Below are 22,266 nucleotides of genomic sequence, written 5' to 3'. Positions count from 1 at the left end.
GGAGGGTGTGGGAGAGTAGGTCACCGCCGCACAAAACATGCAAGAGGAGAAGGGGCCCGACCGGCTGGTCGGGCCCCTTCTTCTTTTTCGCGTTCCGAAGGGGCTGTCCCGCCGTCGCTGGGGTGGCCCCTTTTTCGCGTTCCCCCGGAGGCGCTGGGTTTCCCGAGGCGCTGGCGACGGCTCACCGCCCCCACCCTGCACCGGCGGGGGCTTACCGCCTCCCACTCTGCACCGGCGAGGGCTTGCAGCCCCTCCCCGCCCGCCTCGCCTCCCCGCCCGCCTCCTATCCGCGTCGCCCTCCTCCACGCTTGTCGAGCGCCGGTGCGGCGAGAACCCCGCGCGGACGTGAACGGCGCAACGCGCACGGCGCTCAGCTCTGTCACGCCGCTGGTCTAGCGTCGGTGCGGTGAAAGGCTGAGCGGGCGTGTTCGGCGCAACGTGGACGGGCTACCAAGGCACGTCCCCGCGTGGCTCGTGTGTTGCTGGGTTGGAGCGGGGGTGCGGGGCGCCCGGTGGGTGGTTGGGCGCCCCCCTTCTGGCTACTTGGGGAGGACTAGCAGGGCGTCGCCCACGGCTCGTTCGGCGCCGTCCGAAGGCTTGTTGACTACCTTGTTCTTTACGACCATCGCCGTAGACCCGCCCCCGTCCAGGTTGATTGCCTGGACGGCGCCCAGCCAGCGCATCAGCTGGGCTGCCTCCACCATGTTGGCCCCCACGGTCTCGCCGGGCTTGCGGCCGTCCACGGTGGCGAGGATCAGGCTGCCGTTTCTGGTGACGCCGGCGAGGGTACGCGGGTGCCGGCGGAGGATCATGTTGACCGAGTCGTGCCCGTCGCGCTTGGCCATGACCTTGACCCGGCCGTTGCGGACGAGGCCGACGCCGCCGGCGACCACGTTCAGGTTGGGGGTGAGGGCCAGGCGCTTGCCGGTGCGCAGGTCCACCAGCTTGGTGTCGATCTTGACGGTCCAGCCGTCCATGGCGTGCTGGCCCAGCCATTCGGCCGCCGCGCCCGCACCGTGCAGGACTCGGTGGCCGGCCGGGACCGCGGCGCCTGCGGCGCGTACGGCGACCACCTTGCCGTTGGCGTCCAGGACGACGTCGGTGCCGCCGTCGGCGGGGGTCTTGGCGCCCCATTCCTCCGTGTAGAGGACTAGTTCGTCGACCGCGGTGGGGCGGTTGATGCCGTTGACGTTGAGGGCCTGGCCGTCCTGGGACACGGCGGTGATGGTGGACTTCAGCTCGGTGATGCTGGCCTTGCGGCCTCTCAGGACGATGGCGGCGCGGCCGGGGACGGGTTCGCTCAGGAGCTTGCCCGCCACCACCGAAGCGCCGAGGGGGTCTCCGCGCAGCGCCTTCGAGGCGTGGATGTTGAAGAAGCCGCCGTTGATCGCGGCCAGGGCGCCTGCCGCCTTGGCCATGGCGGAGGTCGTCTCGCGCTTGGCGACGCTGGTGCCGAGGCTGGCGCCGTACGAGCCGCGGAACTTCTTTGCGTCGATCATGAGGACGTTCATGTTCCACGGGCCGGTCGTGTCGACGCCGTCGTCGCCGAGGTAGTCGACCTTGGACTTGATGCCCGCGTCCTTCAGGGCCTTGACGGTCTCTTCCGCCTTCTTCTTGTCCTGCAAGGACCAGAGGCCGACCCGGACCATGAAGATCTCCTGGGCCGGGGCGTCGGCCACGGCGGGGCGGATGAACTGCTGGACGCTGGGGATCTGGCCGGCAGCCTCGACCTCGGCGGCCTTGGCATCGGCGGTCGCGCGGGTGCCGTAGTCGCGGCCGCTGGGCATGATCACGCTGACGCTGTAGCCCTGGGTGGCGGTGCCGGCCCGGACCTTGTACATGTCGATGCCACCGGCGACCGCTTTCTGCGTCTTGGTCGGTACGGTGGCCGTTCCCAAGGGGAACTTGGAGGAGGGGAACGTCACCGCCAGCTCCTTGGCGGCGACTGGCACGGTGGCAGCCGTGATCGCGGTGGCCAGGGACAGGCCGACGACGAGGGTGCGTCGAGACATCAAAAGACTCCAGGGTGCCGATAACAATCCGGACTATCCTGGCGCTCCCGCTTGGCCGGGGTGTGGGAACACGCCCGTGGTTACGAGATTGACATCAGCAACTAGCGAAAGGGCCCATGCCTGCGGCGATTGAATGGTCAATATGGGGGAGTACATGGGATTCTGCTGCGCCACAGGACCGGCCGGGGTTACCTTTCGGTAGGCCGTATTTCGAGCGGCACGAACTTTCCCCGAGAGGCAGCCGTTATGGGGCTGAGCATCCTCCTTGTGATCTTCGCGAGCGTCGTTCTGGGCTTCATCCTGGGCGCGTTCGTGGCGCGTCCCCGTCGGTGGGATCTGTACATCTGCGCAGACGACACCATCCACGCCGACATGTCGCACGATCACCGCAGGTAGTCACGAGCCGGCGCAAGCCGTACAGAATCTGGGTCCTGTACGGCTTGCGCCTACAATGGAGTCATGACCCGAATCAGCATGTGGTGGCGGCCGCCCGGCGGCCGCTGACCTTCGCATGCGAAAAGGCCGTCCCCAGGACGGCCTTTTGTGGTGTCTGGGGACGTCCGGAAAGGAATCCCAGAATGAACCACGTCGTGTTGACCGGCGATCGGCCGACCGGTCCGCTCCATCTCGGTCACTACTTCGGCTCGCTCGCCAATCGGGTGGAGTTGCAGCATCGGCACCGGATGTACGTGCTCGTCGCCGACTATCAGGTGATCACCGACCGTGACCTGCCCGGGGAGATCCAGCGCAACATCACGGAGTTGCTGCTCGACTATCTCGCGATCGGGCTCGACCCGGCCAAGGTGACGATCTTCCAGCACAGCGCGGTGCCGGAGCTGAACCAGTTGCTGCTGCCGTTCCTGAGCCTGGTGTCGATGGCCGAACTGCAGCGGAACCCGACAGTCAAGGACGAGATCCTGCACAGTTCGCAGAGCGCGGTGAGTGGGCTGATGTTCACCTATCCGGTGCATCAGGCGGCCGACATCCTGTTCTGCAAGGGCACGCTGGTGCCGGTCGGCCGGGACCAGTTGCCGCACGTGGAGGTGACGCGGCTCGTGGCGCGGCGCTTCAACGAGCGGTATGGGATAGTTTTTCCCATCCCGGAGGCGATGATGGGCGCGCAGCCCAGCCTCAAGGGGCTCGACGGCGGCAAGATGAGCAAGAGCCGGGGCAACTCCATCCCGCTCAAGGCCACCGAGGACGAGACGGCCGCGCTGATCCGCCGCGCGGTCACCGACGCCGACCGCCGTATCACGTTCGACGAGGAACGGCGGCCGGGGGTTTCTGGCCTGCTCACGCTGGCCGGGCTGTGCCTGGACCGCCCGCCGCGGGAACTCGCCGAGGAGATCGGGGACGGCGGCGCCGCCCGCCTCAAGTCCGTCACCACGGACGCGGTCAACGACTTCCTGCGCCCGATCAGGAAGCGCCGCGCCGACCTGGACGAGGGGGCCGTGCGGGCGGTCCTGCGCGAGGGCAACGCCACGGCCCGCGAGCGCGCTACCCACACCCTTGAGGAGGTACGGCAGGCCATGGGCTTCTGAAGGACCCTCCGCCCTGTCCGAAACCCTGAGGGTAAACGCCCACCGGCGGTGAAGGCCGCCGGAATCCCCCTTGCCGGCGGTGGAAGGCGGCAATCAGGGCAAAGGTGCGAAGGGCGGCTAAGGGGTGATGTCGCGGGAGGTGGCAAGGGGCGTCAGCCGGGAGTTGGTCCGAGGTGCTGGGCGGGGAGGTGGCGCGAGGGTGGCCAGGGGGCCGGGCCTGGGGGTGGCTTGGGGGTCAGGCTCGGAGCTGGGCCGGGAGGTGGGAAGGGGTGGGGAGTCTGGTGGGTTAGCGGGATTGGTAGACCTTGCGGAGGGTTTCGTGGACGATCCACGTGGTCTTCGCGCCGTCTGCCAGCAATGCCACATCCCCCGGCCCCACCTCGATCGTGGTTCCGCCCTCGACCGCGATCGTCGCCCGCCCCGACAGCACCACGAACATCTCGTCCGTCTCCACGTCGGTGACCACGCCGGGTGTGATCTCCCAGATGCCGCGTCCGTTGCCGAGGTCCATGGAGGAGGTGGCGGGGTCGCCGGCGACGATCTGGTCGGGGTGGAGTTCGTCGGGCGTCAGCCGTACCTCGTGGACGGGGACGGCGAACGCGCCCGCGGTGGCGAGCATGGGGCCCAGTGCGGCGGGCTCGGGCACGAAGAGGTCAGGCATGAACGTCCTTGGTCCGGTTTGCTTCAGCGATTCTCGCGACGGAATGACTCCAGCGCCAGCAACGCCACGTGCAGCGACAGGCACGACTCGACATCGTCCAGGTCGGTGTCCAGGATGCGCTCCAGCCGGCGCAGCCGATCGTAGAACGCGGGCCTGGACAGGTGGGCCTTCTGGGCGGCGACCGCCTTGTTGCGGCCGGCGTCCAGGTAGATGCGCAGGATTCTGGTGAGGTCGCCGCCGCGCTGGGCGTCGTGGGCCAGGAGCGCGCCGAGTTCGCGTTCGGCGAAGGTCTGCATTCTGGCGTCGTCGCGCAGCAGGTGGAGCAGGCCGCGCAGGCGCAGATCGGGCAGCCGGTAGTAGGCGCGGCCGTCGGGCTGGCGCACGGCGACGTCGGCCACCTGTTCGGCCTCTAAAAAGCTGCGCCGCACGTCGCGGATCGACTCGACGACGGAACCCGCCGCGAGGACGAAGGCGGAGCCGGGCTTCCACAGCATGCGCAGCCGGTCGGCGAGCGTGGTCAGCGCGGGTTCCGCGTGGGTACGCGGCGGCAGCGGCAGCAGGACGCCGACCCGGTCCTGGTCGAGGGCGCCGACCAGCGCGGGCAGCCGGGCGTCGCGGCAGGCGGCGGCGGTGGCCTCGGCCAGTTCGCCGAGCTGGGCCTGGCCGTCGAGTGCCTGGTCGACGGGTTCGGTCGGCCGGATGACGACGCTGATCAGCTTGCGGCCGGTGAGCGGGACGCCGACGGCGCGGGCGCGGGCGGCGGCCTCGTCGGGGTCGGAGTAGGCGTGGGTGAGGATGCCGGTGATGATCGTGCCGTGGGCCTGGCGTTCGAGGGATTCCTGGTGGCGTTCGAGGAGGCGGCCGAGGGCGAGGGTGGTGGCGGCGCGTTCGGCCAGCACCATGTCGCGCGGTCCCGGCGGTACGTCGCAGAGCAGGATCAGCCGGCCCCAGTCCTGGCCGCGGGCGCCGACGGTGGTGACCAGCCAGCCGGAGGCGGGGTCGTAGGCGGTCCGGTCGGCGGGGGCCACGGCGCGCGACCTGGTCTCCCAGCCGGCGAGCAGCGCGCCGATGTCGCGGCCGGCGGACTCGCAGGCGAGCACCTGGTGGGCGAGGTTCTCCAGGAGAACGGGCCGGTTCGACAGCCGCGCGACCTGGGCGAGCACGTCGGCCGGCGAGGCGCCTTCGACCGACAGCTCGGTGAACACCTCGTGCAGCTGCTCGGAGGCGCGCAGCTCCTCCAGCTGGTTGTCGATGATCCAGGCGTGCACCGACTCGGTGATCTGCACGAACGGCGTCTCGCGGGTCAGCACGATCACCGGCAGCCCGTGCTCCTCGGCGGACTTGATCACGGCTCGGGGCAGTTCGCGGACGAACCGGCGGCCGAGCTCGACGACCAGCCCCGACGCGCCGACCTGGGCGAGCTCGGCGATGTAGTCGGCGAGCTTCTCGGGGTCGTCGGGCAGGGCCACGCCCGTGGTGAGGACGAGTTCGCCGCCGCGCAGCAGGTGCGCGATGTCGGCGATCTCCCCGACGTGCACCCACCGCACCTTGGTGTCGAGCCGATCGGCCCCGGCGACCACACGCGGGTTCCCCCGGCGTACGGTCTCCAAGGCCAGGACATCGGCGAGAGTGGGCAGCACGGCCCGAGCCTATCCGATCAGCCTGTAATTATGGACACCTGGACCCTTACAAGATGCTATAGGGGAAATGGTGCTCTTCCTGGGATTTGTCCGTCAGGCGGTTAACGGAAGGACTCCTCGGTGAACTCCCGATCCGCCGCCTGCTCGCGCAGCTCGACCCGGCGGATCTTGCCGGAGATCGTCTTGGGCAGCTCGCCGAACTCCAGCCGCCTGATCCGCTTGTAGGGCGCCAGTTCCCGCCGCGAGTGCTCGAAGATCGCCCGTGCGGTCTCCTCCGTCGGCTCGTACCCGGGCGCGAGGGTCACATAGGCCTTCGGTACGGCCAGCCGTACCGGATCGGGGGCGGGCACCACCGCGGCCTCCGCGACCGCTTCGTGCTCCAGCAGCACGCTCTCCAGCTCGAACGGCGAGATGCGATAGTCCGAGGCCTTGAACACGTCGTCGGTGCGCCCGACATAGGTGATGTAGCCGTCGGCGTCCCGGGTGGCCACGTCGCCGGTGTGGTAGTAGCCGTCGGCGGTGCCCGGGTCCTGGCCGACGTAGCGGGTCATCAGGCCGAGCGGGCGGCGCTCGTCCAGGGGCAGGCAGATCTCGCCGTCGGCGCCCGGCTCGCCAGTGACCGGGTCGAGCAGGACCACGTCGTAGCCGGGCAGCGCGCGGCCCATCGAGCCGGGCTTGACCGGTACGCCGGGTACGTTGCCGATCTGGGCGGTCGTCTCGGTCTGGCCGTAGCCGTCGCGGATGGTCAGGCCCCACGCCTTGGCGACCTGGTCGATGATCTCCGGGTTGAGCGGCTCGCCCGCGGCGACGGCCGTACGCAGGGAGAGCTGCCACGCGGCGAGGTCCTCCTGGATGAGCATGCGCCACACCGTCGGCGGCGCGCAGAACGTCGTCACCCGCTCGTCACGCAGCACTTCGAGCAGCGCCTGCGCGGAGAAACGCTGGTAGTCGTGGACCAGCACGGTCGCCCCCGCGTTCCACGGCGCGAAGACGTTGCTCCAGGCGTGCTTGGCCCAGCCCGGCGAGGAGATGTTGAGGTGCACGTCGCCGGGCCGCAGCCCGATCCAGAACATCGTGGACAGGTGCCCGGCCGGGTAGGAGGCGTGCGTGTGCTCGACCAGTTTGGGCTGCGAGGTCGTGCCCGAGGTGAAGTAGAGCAGCATGGTGTCGCTCGCGAGCGTCGGCCCGTCGGGGGTGAAGTCCGGCTCGCCGTAGGAGTAGGTCCGCCAGCCGTCGGCCGCGCCGACGGAGATCTTCGTGTACGCCTCGCCGGTGAACTTCTCCGCGTCGGCGGCATTGGCGATGACATGCGCCACGCCGCCCCGGGCGACCCGCTCCTCGACGTCCTTGGCGGTCAGCAGCGTGGTGGCCGGGATGACGACCGCGCCCAGCTTGATCGCGGCCAGCATCGACTCCCACAGCTCCGCCTGGTTGCCCAGCATGAGCAGGATCCGGTCGCCGCGCCGTACCCCGGCCGAGCGCAGCCCGTTGGCCACCCGGTTGGAGCGTTCTGACAGCTCGGCGAAGGTATAGGAGACCTTGCCGACGATGTTCAGGGCGACCGCGTCCGGCGACTCGGCCGCCAGTACGCCGTCGAACCAGTCCAGCGCCCAGTTGAACTCCGGAAGGTCGGGCCAGCGGAAGTCGCGGCGGGCGGTGTCGTAGTCGGACTGGAGCAGCAGGTCGCGCGCGGCTCGGAAATCGCTCATGACCGGAATCCTGCTACGTGACCAGGCGCGCCTCAAGACCGTCGAGCACCGTGTACAGGCCGAAGTCGAAACTCATCGCGCGGATCTCCTGGGGGTCGTGGGCCTGCATGTCCTTGACGAGTGCCTGCATCTCCGGGTAGCCGGCCACCGCGGCCACCACGGCCTGGCGCATGCCGTCCATGTCGGGCTGCCGCTCGTTGATGTACTCGTTCCAGACCGCCTCGGGGATCGTCATACCGAAGACGTAGCTGGTGAGGGTGCTCGCCGCGTAGTCGATCTCCAGGCCTCTGAAGCCCGCCTGGGTGAAGGCCTTGCGCAGCCGGTCGGTGACGCGCAGCGCGTTGGGGCCGATGGCCGGCAGGCGGCCGATGAGGCGGGCCGCCCAGGGATGCCGGAGGATGGCCTGCCGCATGCCCTTGCCGAACGTGGCGGCGGAGTAGCGCCAGCTGATCTGGTCCGGGTCGGCCACCTCCATGTCCGCCCAGATCTCGTCGTAGGCGAGCTCCATGAGCTCGTCCTTGTTGGCGACGTACCAGTAGATGCTGGTCGCCCCGGCGTCGAGCTTGGCGCCCAGCTTGCGCATGCTGAGACCGTCGGTGCCTTCGGCGTCGAGGAGTTCCAGGGCGGCGCGGACGATCTGCTCGCGGCTCAGGCCGGGCGAGGACCTCGGCGAGCGTGGTTCGCGGGTCCAGACGGAGGTGAACTGCTTGGTCACCACTCCAGGATAAATGCTCTCGCACACTGTGCGAGAAGTGTCGTACAGTGTGCGAGTGGAATCGAACACTGTGCGAGACCCCCGCCGCTGGTGGACTCTCGCTGTACTCTGCCTGGCCACGCTCGTGCTGGCCGTCGACGGGACCGTGCTGAACCTGGCCATCCCGACCCTCGTGCGGGATCTGGGCGCGACGCCCTCCGAGATCCAGTGGATCCTGGACGCCTACGTGCTGGTCTTCGCCGGGTTGCTGCTCACCGCCGGAAGCCTGTCCGACCGTTTCGGCCGCAGGAAGATGCTGGTCATCGGCCTCACGTTGTTCGGCGGCGCCTCCGCCCTCGCGATCCTGGTGAGCGAGCCGTGGCACCTCATCGCGATGCGGACGCTCATGGGCGTCGGCGGATCGGTGCTCATGCCCTCGACCCTGTCCATCCTCATCACCGTCTTCGACGCGGAGGAACGCCGCAAGGCCATGGCCGCCTGGGGCGCCACGTCGATGATCGGCGTCGTGGCCGGGCCCACGCTGGGCGGCCTCATGCTGGAGAACTGGGGCTGGGCCTCGGTCTTCCTCATCAACGTGCCGATCGCGGTGCTGGCGATCATCGCCGCGATCGTCCTCATGCCCGAGTCGAAGGCCCCGGCCCGCAAGATCGACCCGGTCGGCGTGGTCCTGTCCGTCGTCGGCCTCACCTCGGCCGTCTACGTCATCATCGAGCGGGAGTGGAACGTCGTCGCGATCGCCCTGGCCGTGCTCGCGCTCGCCGCCTTCTTCGTCTGGGAGCGGCGCTCCGACCATCCGATGATGCCGCTGGAACTGTTCAGGCAGCGCAACTTCAGCGGCGCTTCCTTCTCGATCCTGCTCATGTCCTTCGGGGCGGGCGCGCTGATGCTCATGCTCACGCAGTATCTGCAGTTCGTCCTCGGGTACGGGGCCATGCAGGCGGGGCTGGCGCTGGTGCCGTACGTGATCGCGGCGACCGTCTTCAACGCGGCCGGCGCGGCTCTGGGGCAGCGGGTGAGCAACCGGGCGCTCATCTCCTCGGGGCTGCTCGTGCTCGCCGCCGGGTTCGTCATCCTCGCGGTCACCACCGGGTACGGGCCCATGCTGGCCGGCCTCGTGGTCATGGGCATCGGCGGCGGCCTGGCCGGTCCCGCGGCCTACGCGACGCTCATGGGCGCGATCCCGGTGGAGCACGCCGGTGTCGGCTCGGCCATGAACGACACCGTCCAGCAGGTCGGCATGGCCCTCAGCATCGCCGTGCTCGGCAGCGTCCTGGCCGGGGTGTACACCTCCGCGATGCCGGAGAGCGCGCCCGCCCAGGCCAGGGCGTCGATCGGCGAGGCGCTCAGGATGGGCGGCTGGGAAGGCCCCGCCCGCGAGGCCTTCACCACCGCGATGCACGTCGGATCCTGGATCGGTGCGGTCTTCTGCCTCCTGGCCGCCGTGCTCGCGCTCGCGGTCCTGCGTACGCCCGCTCCCAAGCGGGCGGAGCAGTCCGTCGAGGCGGCCATCGGTTAGGCCGCCATGCGCGGCTCGCGCATGTTCTCCAGGCTGTCGAGCTTGTGCACCCGCTCGTCGTGGCCGATCTGGCGCAGCAGGTCGGCCACCGAGCGGTAGCGGCCGTACTCGTCGGCGTAGGTGCCGGGGTCGGGCACGAACTCCAGGTCCGGGTTCTCGGCCACGAACGTCATGTACTCGTGCTCGGCGTGGTCCTCGAACTCGGCGTTCAGCCGGTAGCTCCAGTCGGGCCTGACCAGGAACAGCATCCACGAGACGTGGTAGTAGAACAGCGCGATCAGCCACGGCGCCGCGCGGTGCAGCAGCCAGTTGCGCTTGAGCCCCTGCCGGTCGATCAGGTCTTCCATGATCAGCAGGTGGAACTGCTCGTTGTCCTGGTCGGAGCGGGCCTCGACGATCCGCTCGAAGACCCGTCTGGCCAGCCCGGAGCGGGTGCGGTGACGGTGGACCGCCCAGTAGCCCATGCGCTCCCACGCCTGGTACGGCACGCGGGCGATGATCTCGAGCATGGCGAACTTGGTGAACGAGCCTTCCTTGCCGTACATGATGTCGACCGGCTTGAACATCATCTTGGCCAGCAGGCTGTACTTCATGCGCGGGGTGTCCAGCGTCTCCTGCTGGGCGCGGCGCAACTGGTCGCGGTCGAGCTTCGGCGGGCCGGGGTGGACGTCAGGGCGGGTAAGCGTGGCGGTGTTCGTCATCGGATCTCCTTGTTCGTGGTGATGATCCGATAGTGGGTGATCGGCCCCCTTCCGGTCGTCGGCCCGCAGGCGGCTCTTGCCGTGCCTCAGCCGCGGTAGTGGGTGGCGGCGGCGTACACCGACAGGTGCACGGGATTCCCCCTAGGGGGCCCGGAAAAATCTTGCTCGGGAATTGAACCGCCGGGTGGGCGGGGTGCGTACAACGGGGCAGCCGAATTCCGTTCTGGGGGGATGGTCCATGGGTGTGCGGGAGGCGGTCGCATCGGGGGCTGGATCGGACCGCGCGTCCGCACACGCCGGACCGATCCACTACGCGACCGGCACGGTGATCCTGCCGCAGCACGACCTGGACCTGCCCGGACCGCCCGCGCTGGAACTGCGGCGCGTGCACCGGTCCGGTCACGGGGACGGACGGTGGTTCGGCCCGGCGTGGACCTCCACCTTCGACCAGCGGGCGGAGGTTCACGCCGACGGCGTGCACGTGTTCGCCGCCGACGGCGCCGCGCGCCTGTTCCCGCATCCCGGCGACGGGTCCGTGGCCGCCTGCCCGCCGCCGGGCGAGCGCGCCGGGCGCGCCCGCCTGAGCAGGATCCGGTACGGCTACGCCGTCACCGACCCCGGCACCGGCCTGACCACGCACTACACCGGCGCCGGCGACCGCCTTCCGTTGACCGCGGTGGACGGTCCTGACGGCGGCCGGATCGAGCTGCGCCACGGCCCGGACGGCGCCCCGGCCGAGGTGGTGAACGCCGCGGGCCGCGCCCTGGACGTCGAGACCGCCGCGGGCCGCGTCGTCGCGATCCGGCGGCGCAACGAGCTCCTGGCCGCCTACACCTACGACCGGGCGGGCAACCTGACGGAAGCCGCCTGCCCGGGACTGGTGCGGCACTTCGCGTACGACCGGGCCGGCCGCGTCACCGAATGGGACGACGGCCAGCGGCTCGCCTACACCTACACCTACGACGCCCTCGGCCGGTGCGTACACGCGTCCGGCCCCCAGGAGCTCACGCTGGAGTACGAGTCACGCGGCACCTCGGTCAGGGACGCCGACGGCAACCACACCGTCTACCTGTACGACGGGCTGTCGCAGCTTGTCGAGCGCATCGACTACGCACTCGACCCCCGCGCGAGCTGAACCAGCACGGTCCGCCCGGACACCGACAGGTAGCCGCGCCCCGGCGGACCGGGGACGTGCTCGTCGTTCTCCAGCACGAGCCCGTGGATCAGCGCGGCGGCCCGGTCGCGGGGGTTCAGCACGATGCGGGCGCCGGACCTGAACACCTCGGTCACGACCGGCGCCAGTGGGTGCGGCCGTCCCTCCAGGATCGGCGTGGCGTCTCCCGCCAGGACCAGGACGTGCGCGCCCAGGCTGGAGGCGGTCTCGTCGAGGAGTGTGGGCCGGTCGGCGGCGGTGACGGTCACCTGGTCGAAGTCGTCCACCACCACGGCGAACCGCTGCCGCCCCGCCACCGCCGCGCGCAGTTCCCCGTCGGCGAAGGCCGTGCCGGTGAGGACCCGCGCCCCGGCCAGCGCCGCGACGGGCGAGCCGGGCGGGGCGATCACCAGGACGTCCACGCCCCGCTCCAGCAGGGCCCCGGCCAGCAGGAGCGCGGCGCCGCTGCGGCCGGAGCCCGGCGGGCCGGAGACCAGGACGGCGTGCGGCCCGGCGCCGAGCGGGTCCAGGCCGATCGTGGTCACGTCCTGTCCGCCCACGCCGATCGCGAGTCCCGTGACCAGGCCGAGCTCGCCCGGCTCCACGCTGCCCGGCACCGGCGGGAACGGCCGCGCGGCCGTCAACGGCGTGCGCGGCGGCGCCGGGACGGCGATCTGGACCACCTGGCCGGTGGCCGCGTCGGCCGCCCTGCCCGGCGGCCCGTGCCCGAGTAGCAGCCGGCGGGAGAACAGCACGTTGTCGCGCCGGCCCGCGGCGACCGTGTGGATGCCGGCCGCCGGGCCCCTGGTGACCAGGCGGCGCAGGATTCTCATCAGCGATCGCGCGTCGGGCCGCTCGAAGCGCTCCCAGCCGTCGACCACCAGGACGATCACCGGATCGCCCGGCCCGGCGGCCAGGCGGCGCTCGGCCTCGCCCGCGAGCCAGGTGATGACGCGGCGGATCCGGTCCGGCTCTCCGCGGGAGACGACGGCTCCGCAGTGGGCGGTGTAGGCGGCCAGCTCGCCGGGCTTGTCCTCGATCGCGTAGATCCAGGCGGGGTGCCGGGTCAGGGCGCTGATGAGCGTGCGGGCGAAGGTGGTACGGCCGGATCCGGCGCGGCCCGCTACCAGCAGCCGGTCCGTGCCGCGCAGGTCGAACGCCGCCACGGGCTGGGCCTGGTGGGCGGGGTCGTCGGCCAGGCCGTAGGGCACCACCTGGGTGTTACGCGGCGCGGGGGGATGCGGTAGCCGTACCGGATCGTGGAGGAGCTCGGGGAGCGGCGGCGGGATGGGGCGGAACGGCGGCCGGGTGCCGCGGCGCTCGGCCGCGCCGAGGATCGCCGCGAGGGTGGACTCCAGGTCGGTGGGCATGCCGGCGGGCGGATCGGCGGGGCGGGGGTCGCCGAGCTCGGCCCAGGACACCACACGCACGCGGGCGGGAGCGCCCCACGCGGGCGGAGGGTCGCCGAGCCCGCCGGTCCTGAACAGGTGTGGCTGGCCGCCCGGCCGCATGATCATGCCGAGGCCGCGGCTGCGGGAGGTGAGCGCCGTGACCAGCACCAGGTGCATGCCGAGCTGGGCGTTCTCCACCGGCTGCGGTGGCGCGTGGTCCTCCTCGGCGATCACCACCAGGCGGGGCGGCGGGGCGGCGTGCGCGGCCAGGAGCGCGGTGCGCCGCTGCGCCTCGGCCGTCAGGGCCGTGCTCATGCGCGGCTCCCAGGCCGGGAACCACCCGGTCACGTGCGGGCAGGTCGCGAACGGGCGCAGGCTCTCGCCGACCAGGACGAGGGCGAGCGCGTCCGGCGGATTGGCCAGGAGCAGCGCGGCGACGAGGGCGCGCGCGAGGTCCGGCCCGGCGCCGCCCAGGCGCAGGCGGGACTCGGCGGCGACGTCCACGCTGACGGTCCCGGCCACCGCCGCGCCGACCACCACCTTGGTCACCGGCGCGTCCGACCAGCGCACGGCGGGCGTCTGCATGCCGAGCAGGTCCAGCAGCCGCGCGGGCGAGTCGGGCTCGGCGCGGTCGCGCAGCGGCGCCAGCGCGCGGGCGATGCGCTCGGCCGACTCCGTGTCCACGTACTCGGGCCGGATCGGCGCGGGCAGGCCGTCGCCAGGCCGGGTGAGCAGCAGGTCGGTGCCGTCGAGCTCGCAGATGGCCCGGCACTCGCTCATGCCGCGGCGATCGGCGCAGATCGTGTACACGCCGGCGGCGGGGCCGTCGCGCAGCACCTCGCGCAGGCCCGGCAGTTCCCGCAGCGAGCGCGCGCCGTCGAGCAGCACGACCACCTCCTCGCCCTCCGGCGGGTCGGCGATCAGCGCCAGGAGTTCGGCCACGCGCTCGGCCCGCGTCTCCTCGGTGGTACCGATCAGGCACGGCACCCGCCCGCCGCCGCGCAGGTGCGGCAGCCAGCGCGTCCAGGCCAGATGTTCGCCGCCCTCCTCGGCCAGGATCACCAGCCGCAGCTCGGCGGGGGCGCGCAGGGTGGCGAGCTGCACCAGCAGCCAGCGCACCAGCCCGTCGGCCGGCGGGCGCGGCCCCACGACGCCGAGCACGCCGGCCTCCCGCAGGTCCACGGCAGCCGGTACGGCGGGCTCACCCGTGACCCCCACCCGGAGCATGAGCCCGTCGGGGGAGGCGGCGTCGCGCGACCACAGCCCCGGTCCCTCCCGCAGCGCGGCCAGGGTCAGGTCCAGCTCGTCGGGCACGTGATCGGATGCCGTTCCCTGCTCCCGGCGGGCGAGCGCGCGGTCGAAGGCGATCATGCCGTCGGCCCCGCGTACGGCATGCGGCCGGGCGGCCGGCAACGGCACCCAGCGCAGCAGATCGTCGCCCACCTGGAGAACCTCACCCGGCCGCAGCGGGGCCGAGCCGCTCACCTGCTCGCCCCCCACCAGCGTGCCGTTGGTGGAGCCCAGGTCGGTGACGGTGAGCTCGCCGGTCACGCTCACCTCAAGGCGGACGTGGAGCCGGGAGACCCGGTGGTCGCGCACGAGGCGGACGGCGGCGTCGCGATCCCTGCCCACGACGTGCGCGCCGGGCGAGAGCCAGACGAGCCGCCCGGCGTCGGGGCCGCCGACCACCCGCAGACCGCCGGTGGCCCCCGCGGGTCTGGCCCGCTCGTCGCGGGCCGGCTCGCCCACGCCGACCACCATTCCGGACACCAGCGGCCCGTCGGCGAAGGTGGCCTCGGGATCGAGCTTGGCGGAACCGGCGTAGCAGGGCCGCGGCGGCAGCGCGCCGAGCAGTGTCGAGAGCTTCGTGCCCGGCTCGGCCGCCACTTCGAGGTCGTGCTCGGCGGTCAGTTCGGGGTCGCGGACGGTCAGTCGTATGATCATCGAACCCTCGCAGGGCGGGGACCTCAAGCGTGCCTCGCGAAGTGCCCTTCTGTCCCGGCTTCCGCAGGGTTACGACATGTAAGGCATCCGGCCTGCACTCCGACATGTTGCAGGTGTAAGGTGCTCCGGAATGCGGCGATACTCGGAACATGTCGGAGCTTCTCGCGCGCCACCGGGCAGTGATGCCCAACTGGTTGGCCCTCAATTACCACGAGCCCATCGAGATTGTCAGCGGCAAGGGCAGCCGCGTCGTCGACAGCGACGGCAAAAGCTACCTGGACTTCTTCGTCGGCATCCTGACCAACATGATCGGATACGACGTCCCCGAGGTACGCGAGGCCGTCGAGCGGCAACTGGCCACCGGTGTCGTCCACACGAGCACCGTCTACCTGCTGCGCGGCCAGGTCGAGCTGGCCGAGAAGATCGCCCGGCTCTCCGGCATCCCCGACGCGAAGGTCTTCTTCACCAACTCCGGCACCGAGGCCAACGAGACCGCCCTCCTCCTGGCCACCTACGCCCGCAAGAGCGACCAGGTCCTGGCCATGCGCCAGAGCTACCACGGCCGCAGCTTCGGCGCGGTCAGCGTCACCAGCAACCGCACCTGGAAGAACAACTCGCTCTCGCCGCTCAACGTGCACTTCCTGCACGGCGCCGACCGGCACCTGTCGCAGTTCAAGGGCCTGTCGGACGCCGACTACATCAAGGTGTGCGTCGAAGACCTGCGCCACGTGCTGGCCACCGGCGTCTCCAAGGACGTCGCCGCGCTGATCGCCGAGCCGATCCAGGGCGTCGGCGGCTTCACGATGGCGCCCGACGGGCTGTTCGCCGCCTACAAGGAGGTGCTCGACGAGGAGGGCATCCTGCTCATCTCCGACGAGGTGCAGACCGGCTGGGGGCGCACCGGCAGCGCGTTCTTCGGCATCCAGAACCACGGCGTGACGCCCGACATGATGACGTTCGCCAAGGGCCTCGGCAACGGCTTCGCCGTCGGCGGCCTCGTCGCCCGCGGCGACCTCATGGACGGCCTGCACGCGGTCGGCCTGTCCACCTTCGGCGGCAACCCGATCTCCATGGCCGCCGCCAACGCCACCCTCGACTACGTACTCGACCACGACCTGCAGGCCAACGCCGCCCGCACCGGAGCGCACATCATCGACGGGCTGCGCGCGGCCGCCGAGCGGCTGCCGATCGTCACCGGCGTGCGCGGCAAGGGCCTGATGTTCGCCATCGAGCTGGCCGAGCCCGCGATGACCGGCCGCTTCATGGAGCTCACCAAGCAGGCGGGCCTGCTCGCGGGCAAGGGCGGCCTGTACGGCACCGCCATCCGCATGGCCCCGCCGCTCACCCTGACGATGGACGAGGCCGCCGAAGGCCTGGGCATCATCGTCGACGCTCTGGAGACCATCAACGATGAAGTCCGTTAAGCACTGGATCAACGGCGCGCTCGCCGACGGCGGCAGCCGTACCCAGGAGATCTACAACCCGGCGACCGGCGAGGTCAGCGGGACCGTCGCGATGGCCACGGCCGCGGACGTGGACGCGGCGGTCGCCGCGGCCCTCGCGGCCTTCCCGGCCTGGCGTGACTCCTCGCTGGTCAAGCGGTCGCAGGTGCTGTTCCGCTTCCGCGAGCTGATGTACGCCCACCGTGACGAGATCGCGGCGCTCATCTCCGCCGAGCACGGCAAGGTGCACTCCGACGCGCTCGGCGAGGTGTCGCGCGGCCTGGAGGTCGTGGAGTTCGCCTGCGGCATCCCGCACCTGCTCAAGGGCGGCTTCTCCGAGGGCGTCTCGACCCGGGTCGACTCCTACTCGATCCGGCAGCCGCTCGGCGTCGTGGCGGGGATCACGCCGTTCAACTTCCCGGCGATGGTGCCGATGTGGATGTACCCGATCGCGATCGCGTGCGGGAACGCCTTCATCCTCAAGCCGTCGGAGAAGGACCCGTCGGCCTCGCTGCTGATGGCGCGGCTGTGGCAGGAGGCCGGGCTGCCCGACGGCGTCTTCAACGTCGTCCAGGGCGACAAGGCCGCCGTCGACCGGCTGCTGGAGCACCCGGACGTGAAGGCGGTCTCGTTCGTCGGCTCCACGCCGATCGCCCGCTACGTCTACGAGACCGGCACCGCGCACGGCAAGCGCGTCCAGGCGCTGGGCGGGGCCAAGAACCACATGCTGGTGCTGCCCGACGCCGACCTCGACCTGGTGGCCGACTCGGCGGTCTCGGCCGGGTTCGGCTCGGCGGGCGAGCGCTGCATGGCGATCTCGGTCGTGCTGGCCGTGGACCCGGTCGGCGACGACCTGGTCAAGAAGATCGTCGAGCGGGTGGACAAGCTCGTGATCGGCCCCGGCGACGACCCGCGCTCGGAGATGGGCCCGCTGGTTACCGGTCCGCACCGCGACAAGGTCGCCTCCTACCTGGACCTCGGCGTCTCCGAGGGCGCCACGCTGGTCGTGGACGGGCGGCGGACGGAGGTGCTCGGCGGCACGCCGGCGGCCGAGACGCCCGGATTCTGGCTCGGCCCGACCGTGCTCGACAACGTTCCCGCCGGTTCGCGGGTCCACACCGAGGAGATCTTCGGCCCGGTGCTGTCGATCGTGCGCGTCTCCTCCTACGAGGAGGGGCTTGAGCTGATCAACGGGCTCGAGTTCGGCAACGGCACCGCCGTCTTCACCAACGACGGCGGCGCCGCGCGGCGCTTCCAGAACGAGGTGGAGGTCGGCATGGTCGGCATCAACGTGCCGATCCCGGTGCCGATGGCGTTCTACAGCTTCGGCGGCTGGAAGTCGTCGTTGTTCGGCGACACGCACGTGCACGGCACCGAGGGCGTGCACTTCTACACCCGCGGCAAGGTCGTCACCTCGCGCTGGCTCGACCCGTCCCACGGCGGCGTGAACCTGGGCTTCCCGACGAACAGGTGACACCCTCCCGTTGCGGTCTGCCCGGGTAAACTCCAGCGCAGACCGCAACGAGAAGGGGGCATCCTGTTGAACCGCCGCACACCCGCCCTGGCGCTGGCGGCGCTGGCCGTGGTGGTGTCCTCGGCAGGTGCCGCACAGGCGAACCCCATCCCCAAACCCACTCCGTCCACCGCCAAGCCGACGCCCACCCCCACCCAGAGCGACGGCACGCTCCAGATCCTCACCTACCGCGGCTACGCCGAGTACGGCGGCACGAGCCCCAAGGTCAACTGGACCGGCACCTTCGAGAAGGCCACCGGCTGCCGCATCGCCAGGCTCGACCAGGTCCAGACCCCCGGGGAGATGGCCACCCGGCTCAGGGAACGCCCCTACGACGTGGTCTCGGCCGGTCCCGGGCTGGCCGGGAGCCTCATCGCGGACAAGCAGGTGCTGCCGATCGAGCTGGCCAAGGTCGACGGGTACGCCGAGCTGGGCAAGTCGCTGCGCGACCTCACCACCTCCGGCGGCAAGGTGTACGGCGTGCCGTACCTGTGGGGCTCTCACGAGTACCTCTACGACGCGAGCCGGATCAAGGCGCCCGGCATGGACCAGGTCTTCGCCTCGCCCAAGGCGGCGTTCAGGGACGACCCGCTGACGATCGCGGACGCGGCTCTGGCGGCCGGGAAGTCCGGCAGTCCGTTCTCGCTGACCGAGGCCGAGCTGGACAAGGCGATGGAGATGCTCGGGCGGCAGGACGAGCGCGTCTACTGGGACGACCCGCTGGACGTGGTGACCGGGTTCGCGACTGGGCGGCTGGACTTCGCGCAGGCCACGCCGTACCTGCGGCTGGTGTTGCAGACGGCGGGCAAGCCGGTGAAGACGGTGCCGTCCGCGCGGAGCACGGGGTGGGTGGACTCGTGGATGCTGGGCGCGTCCGGGGCGAATCTCGACTGCGCCTACCGGTGGCTGAGCTGGACGGCTTCGGCCGATACGCAGCGTGCCGCGGCGGCGTGGGCAGGGCTGGCCCCGGCCAACGACAAGGCGTGCAAGGGGAAGGCCAGGCGGGTCTGCGAGGCGTACGGGGTGGGCAAGAAGTCGCGGTTCGACCGGATCGCCTTTGCCGTTCGGCCACCGGGGGATTGCCGTCCGCAGGAGCGGGAATGCACTGACTACGACACCTGGGAAGACAGGTGGACCGATCTTGTGAGCTGAGCGGGTGATGTCGGGGGCCCGCTCGCACATGCTGCGGGCGTGCCCGTCCCCCCGCTGGGCATCGCCTGCCTGAGGCGTCCCGGGCGTTCCCCCCGACCCGGGACGCCTCCCTTTTTGCCCCTGCAATTGACTGAATAGCCAGTCAGTGAAAGAGTTCGGGCATGAGAATCCTCCTTGTCGGCGCCGGAGGCGTCGGATCCGCTGTCGTGCCCATCGCGGCCCGCCGAGATTTCTTCCAACACATCGTGGTGGCCGACTCCAAACAGGACCGGGCCGCGCGAGCGGTCGCCCAGGTCGACGACGCCCGGTTCAGCGCCATCCAGCTCGACGCCGCCGACCGGGCCCAGGTCGCCGAGGCGCTGCGGGCCCACGACTGCGACGTGCTGTTCAACGCCGTCGATCCGCGCTTCACGATGCCGCTGTTCGAGGCGGCGCTGGAGGCCGGGGCGCACTACCTCGACATGGCGATGTCGCTGTCGCAGCCGCATCCGCGCGAGCCGTACAGCAAGACGGGGGTGAAGCTCGGCGACCGGCAGTTCGAGCTCGACCCGCGCTGGCGCGAGAGCGGGCAGCTCGCGCTGGTCGGGATGGGGGTGGAGCCGGGGCTGGCCGACGTGTTCGCCCGCTATGCCGCCGACCACCTGTTCGCGCGCATCGACGAGATCGGCGTGCGGGACGGCTCCAACCTGGTCGTGGACGGTTACGACTTCGCGCCGACGTTCTCGATCTGGACCACGATCGAGGAGTGCCTCAATCCGCCCGTCGTCTGGGAGGACGGCGAATGGCGCACGACCGAGCCGTTCAGCGAGCCGGAGGTGTTCGACTTCCCCGAGGGCATCGGGCCGGTCGAGTGCGTCAACGTCGAGCACGAAGAGGTGCTGCTCGTGCCGCGCTGGATCGACGCGCGGCGGGTGACGTTCAAGTACGGGCTCGGCGAGGAGTTCATCGGCGTGCTCAAGACCCTGCACAAGCTGGGGCTCGACAGCGCCGACAAGGTGAGGGTGGGCACGGCCGAGGTCGCGCCGCGCGACCTCGTGGCCGCGAGCCTGCCCGACCCGGCCACGCTGGGCTCGCGCATGCGCGGCAAGACCTGCGCGGGGACGTGGGTGAAGGGCACGGGCAAGGACGGCGCGCCGCGCGAGGTGTACCTGTACCACGTGGTGGACAACGAGTGGTCGATGCGCGAGTACGGCTCGCAGGCCGTCGTCTGGCAGACCGCCATCCACCCGGTCGTCGCGCTGGAACTGCTGGCCGGCGGCGCCTGGAAGGGGACGGGCGTGCTCGGTCCCGAGGCGTTCGACGCGGTGCCGTTCCTCGACCTGCTCACGGAGTACGGCTCGCCGTGGGGGATGCGTCAGGCGGCCTGAGGCCTCATCGGGCCCGGAAGGCCACCACGGTGGCCAGCGGCGCGGGCCGCAGCGCCTCCGCGCAGTCGTGGCAGGCCAGCACGGCGGTGTCGTCGGGGAAGCGGCCCACCCGCACCCGGGGACGCGGCCACCTCTTGTGGCAGACCACGCAGGCGTCCCCGTCACGCTGGGCCCAGCTCAGGCCGTCAGGGTCGAACGTCGGCATCGAACCCCAGTCCATCACTCTCCCCCAGGCGTTCGCCCACCCCTATACCGGATCCGTTATAGCCCCGGTCGCTCCGCCGATCGGCTAGCACAGCGTCAAGCTCAGGTGAAATCACTGCCGGGTGGCGTGCGGTACACCAACAAAACAGGGCCATCCCCATCAAGGTGGATGGCCCGTTCTGTGGGGGTTCTTCTAGGAGAACGCCTTTTCCAGGATGCCGAGGCCCTCCTCCAGCAGGTGCTCGGGCATGACCAGCGGCGGCAGGAAACGCAGCACGTTGCCGTAGGTTCCGGCCGTGAGGATGACCAGGCCTTCGGCGTGGCAGCGCTTGACGATCTCCTGGACGGCGGCCGGGTTCGGGTTCTTCGTCCCGGGCTCGACCAGTTCGATGGCGATCATGGCGCCGCGTCCGCGTACGTCGCCGATGATGGGGAAGCGCTCCTGCAGCGCCCTGAGGCGGGGGAGCATGATCTCGCCGATCCGGCGGGCCTTGGCGACCAGGTCGTCCTGCTCGATGGTCTCCAGTACGGCGAGTGCCGCCTCGCAGGCCAGCGGGTTGCCGCCGTACGTGCCGCCGAGGCCGCCCACGTGCACCTTGTCCATGAGCTCGGCGCGGCCGGTGACCGCGGCCAGCGGCAGGCCGCCCGCGATGCCCTTGGCGGTGCAGATGATGTCGGGCACCACGCCCTCGTCCTCACAGGCGAACATGTCCCCGGTACGCGCGAAGCCCGTCTGCACCTCGTCGGCGACGAAGACGATGCCGTTGGCGCGGCAGTACTCCGCGATCCTCGGCAGGAAGCCCTTGGCGGGCTCGATGAAGCCGCCCTCTCCGGCGATCGGCTCGATGACCACGGCGGCCACGTTCTGGGCGCCGACCTGCTTCTCGATCATGTCCACGGCCTGGGCGTACGCCTCGTCGGCCGGGTTCTCGCCGGGCCAGCGGAACGGATAGGCCAGCGGCACCCGGTAGACCTCGGGCGCGTAGGGGCCGAAGCCCTGCTTGTACGGCATGTTCTTGGCCGTCAGGGTCATCGTCAGCAGGGTGCGGCCGTGGTAGCCGTGGTCGAACACCACGACGGCCTGGCGGCCGGTGGCGTAGCGGGCGACCTTGATGGCGTTCTCGACGGCCTCGGCGCCGGAGTTGACCAGGAAGGTGCGCTTCTCGTGCTCGCCCGGGGTGACCTGGTTGAGCTTCTCGCAGACCTCCACGTACGACTCGTACGGCGTGACCATGAAACAGGTGTGGGTGAAGTCGGCCACCTGCTTGCTCACCCGCTCGACCACGCGCGGAGCGGCGTTGCCGACGCTGGTCACGGCGATGCCGGAGCCGAAGTCGATGAGCGAGTTGCCGTCGGCGTCCTCGAGCACGCCCCCGCCCGCGCGCGTCACGAAGACGGGCAGCGTGGTGCCGATGCCGGGGGGCACGGCGGCCTGCTTGCGGGCCAGCAGTTCCTGGGACTTCGGCCCCGGGATGGCGGTGACGAGACGACGCTCCTGCGGAATGCTCATGCTCTTGACGGTACGGCGGGTGATGACCTGCGCCGATACGTCGATATGTCACACTTGAGGGGTCTTAATCTGCCGGACTGGACAAAATGCCGCCT

At 70.8% G+C, this 22,266-nt stretch carries 17 protein-coding genes; 8 read left to right on the top strand and 9 right to left on the bottom strand.

What is annotated here, in order from left to right; translation table 11 throughout:
* Positions 1–539: 539 nt before the first annotated feature.
* Positions 540–2,012 carry a phosphodiester glycosidase family protein gene (locus tag ACFWYW_RS40930; protein ID WP_379620465.1) on the bottom strand — a complete coding sequence of 491 codons (1,473 nt, stop codon included), beginning with the start codon at positions 2,010–2,012 and terminating at the stop codon, positions 540–542.
* 246 nt (positions 2,013–2,258) lie between these two features.
* Between ACFWYW_RS40930 and ACFWYW_RS40925 the strand changes: the two genes are divergently transcribed.
* The gene (locus ACFWYW_RS40925; protein WP_379620467.1) at positions 2,259–2,408 is read left to right on the top strand and encodes a hypothetical protein; all 150 of its coding nucleotides are present in this window, start codon (positions 2,259–2,261) and stop codon (positions 2,406–2,408) included.
* 182 nt (positions 2,409–2,590) lie between these two features.
* Positions 2,591–3,553: a tryptophan--tRNA ligase gene (gene trpS / locus ACFWYW_RS40920; protein ID WP_379620469.1), complete on the top strand. Its 963-nt coding sequence runs from the start codon at positions 2,591–2,593 to the stop codon at positions 3,551–3,553.
* A gap of 286 nt (positions 3,554–3,839) precedes the next feature.
* Here the strand turns inward: trpS and ACFWYW_RS40915 are convergent, their stop codons facing one another.
* From ACFWYW_RS40915 to ACFWYW_RS40900, 4 genes are all read right to left on the bottom strand, one after another.
* Positions 3,840–4,214 (bottom strand): cupin domain-containing protein, encoded by a 375-nt coding sequence (locus ACFWYW_RS40915; RefSeq protein WP_184967307.1) that lies wholly within the window; start codon positions 4,212–4,214, stop codon positions 3,840–3,842.
* Between the two features lie 23 nt (positions 4,215–4,237).
* Positions 4,238–5,854 carry a PucR family transcriptional regulator gene (locus tag ACFWYW_RS40910; RefSeq protein ID WP_379620472.1) on the bottom strand — a complete coding sequence of 539 codons (1,617 nt, stop codon included), beginning with the start codon at positions 5,852–5,854 and terminating at the stop codon, positions 4,238–4,240.
* Positions 5,855–5,955: 101 nt separating this feature from the next.
* Positions 5,956–7,563 carry an AMP-binding protein gene (locus tag ACFWYW_RS40905; protein WP_379620474.1) on the bottom strand — a complete coding sequence of 536 codons (1,608 nt, stop codon included), beginning with the start codon at positions 7,561–7,563 and terminating at the stop codon, positions 5,956–5,958.
* A 13-nt stretch (positions 7,564–7,576) separates the two neighbouring features.
* On the bottom strand, positions 7,577–8,278 hold the full coding sequence (locus ACFWYW_RS40900) for a TetR/AcrR family transcriptional regulator (protein WP_379620476.1): 702 nt from the start codon (positions 8,276–8,278) through the stop codon (positions 7,577–7,579).
* 55 nt (positions 8,279–8,333) lie between these two features.
* On the opposite strand from ACFWYW_RS40900, the gene ACFWYW_RS40895 reads away from it, so the two are divergent.
* Positions 8,334–9,794 carry an MFS transporter gene (locus tag ACFWYW_RS40895; RefSeq protein WP_379620478.1) on the top strand — a complete coding sequence of 487 codons (1,461 nt, stop codon included), beginning with the start codon at positions 8,334–8,336 and terminating at the stop codon, positions 9,792–9,794.
* Here ACFWYW_RS40895 and ACFWYW_RS40890 read toward each other — a convergent pair.
* The gene (locus ACFWYW_RS40890) at positions 9,791–10,495 is read right to left on the bottom strand and encodes an alternative oxidase (RefSeq protein ID WP_379620480.1); all 705 of its coding nucleotides are present in this window, start codon (positions 10,493–10,495) and stop codon (positions 9,791–9,793) included. The genes ACFWYW_RS40895 and ACFWYW_RS40890 overlap by 4 nt on opposite strands.
* Positions 10,496–10,733: 238 nt before the next feature.
* Between ACFWYW_RS40890 and ACFWYW_RS40885 the strand changes: the two genes are divergently transcribed.
* Positions 10,734–11,630 (top strand): DUF6531 domain-containing protein, encoded by an 897-nt coding sequence (locus tag ACFWYW_RS40885; RefSeq protein WP_379620482.1) that lies wholly within the window; start codon positions 10,734–10,736, stop codon positions 11,628–11,630.
* Here ACFWYW_RS40885 and ACFWYW_RS40880 read toward each other — a convergent pair.
* Positions 11,603–14,983, bottom strand: a complete 3,381-nt coding sequence (locus ACFWYW_RS40880; RefSeq protein WP_379620484.1) for an FHA domain-containing protein — start codon at positions 14,981–14,983, stop codon at positions 11,603–11,605. The two genes, ACFWYW_RS40885 and ACFWYW_RS40880, sit on opposite strands and share 28 nt — an antisense overlap.
* A gap of 149 nt (positions 14,984–15,132) precedes the next feature.
* On the opposite strand from ACFWYW_RS40880, the gene ACFWYW_RS40875 reads away from it, so the two are divergent.
* From ACFWYW_RS40875 to ACFWYW_RS40860, 4 genes are all read left to right on the top strand, one after another.
* The gene (locus tag ACFWYW_RS40875; protein ID WP_379620486.1) at positions 15,133–16,407 is read left to right on the top strand and encodes an aspartate aminotransferase family protein; all 1,275 of its coding nucleotides are present in this window, start codon (positions 15,133–15,135) and stop codon (positions 16,405–16,407) included.
* Positions 16,394–17,899: a CoA-acylating methylmalonate-semialdehyde dehydrogenase gene (locus ACFWYW_RS40870; RefSeq protein ID WP_379620488.1), complete on the top strand. Its 1,506-nt coding sequence runs from the start codon at positions 16,394–16,396 to the stop codon at positions 17,897–17,899. The genes ACFWYW_RS40875 and ACFWYW_RS40870 overlap by 14 nt, the downstream gene beginning before the upstream one ends.
* 66 nt (positions 17,900–17,965) lie before the next feature.
* Positions 17,966–19,090, top strand: coding sequence for an extracellular solute-binding protein (locus tag ACFWYW_RS40865; RefSeq protein WP_379620490.1), 1,125 nt, complete (start codon positions 17,966–17,968; stop codon positions 19,088–19,090).
* Between the two features lie 161 nt (positions 19,091–19,251).
* On the top strand, positions 19,252–20,457 hold the full coding sequence (locus ACFWYW_RS40860; protein ID WP_379620492.1) for a saccharopine dehydrogenase family protein: 1,206 nt from the start codon (positions 19,252–19,254) through the stop codon (positions 20,455–20,457).
* A gap of 4 nt (positions 20,458–20,461) precedes the next feature.
* On the opposite strand, the gene ACFWYW_RS40855 is transcribed toward ACFWYW_RS40860, so the two are convergent.
* Positions 20,462–20,677 carry a hypothetical protein gene (locus tag ACFWYW_RS40855; protein WP_379620494.1) on the bottom strand — a complete coding sequence of 72 codons (216 nt, stop codon included), beginning with the start codon at positions 20,675–20,677 and terminating at the stop codon, positions 20,462–20,464.
* Between the two features lie 177 nt (positions 20,678–20,854).
* Positions 20,855–22,171 (bottom strand): 4-aminobutyrate--2-oxoglutarate transaminase, encoded by a 1,317-nt coding sequence (gene gabT / locus ACFWYW_RS40850; RefSeq protein WP_379620496.1) that lies wholly within the window; start codon positions 22,169–22,171, stop codon positions 20,855–20,857.
* Positions 22,172–22,266: the final 95 nt, after the last annotated feature.

It is taken from the genome of Nonomuraea sp. NPDC059023 (assembly GCF_042740095.1).
Taxonomy (GTDB): Bacteria; Actinomycetota; Actinomycetes; order Streptosporangiales; family Streptosporangiaceae; genus Nonomuraea.
The sequence above is the reverse complement of the archived record's forward strand: the minus strand, read 5'-3'. Positions and strand labels throughout refer to the sequence as shown.

Coding starts and splice junctions, on each gene's coding strand:
- ACFWYW_RS40855 (WP_379620494.1), bottom strand. CDS start 20,677: ATGGACTGGGGTTCGATGCCGACGTTCGACCCTGACGGCCTGAGCTGG.
- ACFWYW_RS40860 (WP_379620492.1), top strand. CDS start 19,252: ATGAGAATCCTCCTTGTCGGCGCCGGAGGCGTCGGATCCGCTGTCGTG.
- ACFWYW_RS40915 (WP_184967307.1), bottom strand. CDS start 4,214: ATGCCTGACCTCTTCGTGCCCGAGCCCGCCGCACTGGGCCCCATGCTC.
- ACFWYW_RS40870 (WP_379620488.1), top strand. CDS start 16,394: ATGAAGTCCGTTAAGCACTGGATCAACGGCGCGCTCGCCGACGGCGGC.
- ACFWYW_RS40890 (WP_379620480.1), bottom strand. CDS start 10,495: ATGACGAACACCGCCACGCTTACCCGCCCTGACGTCCACCCCGGCCCG.
- ACFWYW_RS40885 (WP_379620482.1), top strand. CDS start 10,734: ATGGGTGTGCGGGAGGCGGTCGCATCGGGGGCTGGATCGGACCGCGCG.
- trpS (WP_379620469.1), top strand. CDS start 2,591: ATGAACCACGTCGTGTTGACCGGCGATCGGCCGACCGGTCCGCTCCAT.
- gabT (WP_379620496.1), bottom strand. CDS start 22,171: ATGAGCATTCCGCAGGAGCGTCGTCTCGTCACCGCCATCCCGGGGCCG.
- ACFWYW_RS40905 (WP_379620474.1), bottom strand. CDS start 7,563: ATGAGCGATTTCCGAGCCGCGCGCGACCTGCTGCTCCAGTCCGACTAC.
- ACFWYW_RS40925 (WP_379620467.1), top strand. CDS start 2,259: ATGGGGCTGAGCATCCTCCTTGTGATCTTCGCGAGCGTCGTTCTGGGC.
- ACFWYW_RS40875 (WP_379620486.1), top strand. CDS start 15,133: ATGTCGGAGCTTCTCGCGCGCCACCGGGCAGTGATGCCCAACTGGTTG.
- ACFWYW_RS40880 (WP_379620484.1), bottom strand. CDS start 14,983: ATGATCATACGACTGACCGTCCGCGACCCCGAACTGACCGCCGAGCAC.
- ACFWYW_RS40930 (WP_379620465.1), bottom strand. CDS start 2,012: ATGTCTCGACGCACCCTCGTCGTCGGCCTGTCCCTGGCCACCGCGATC.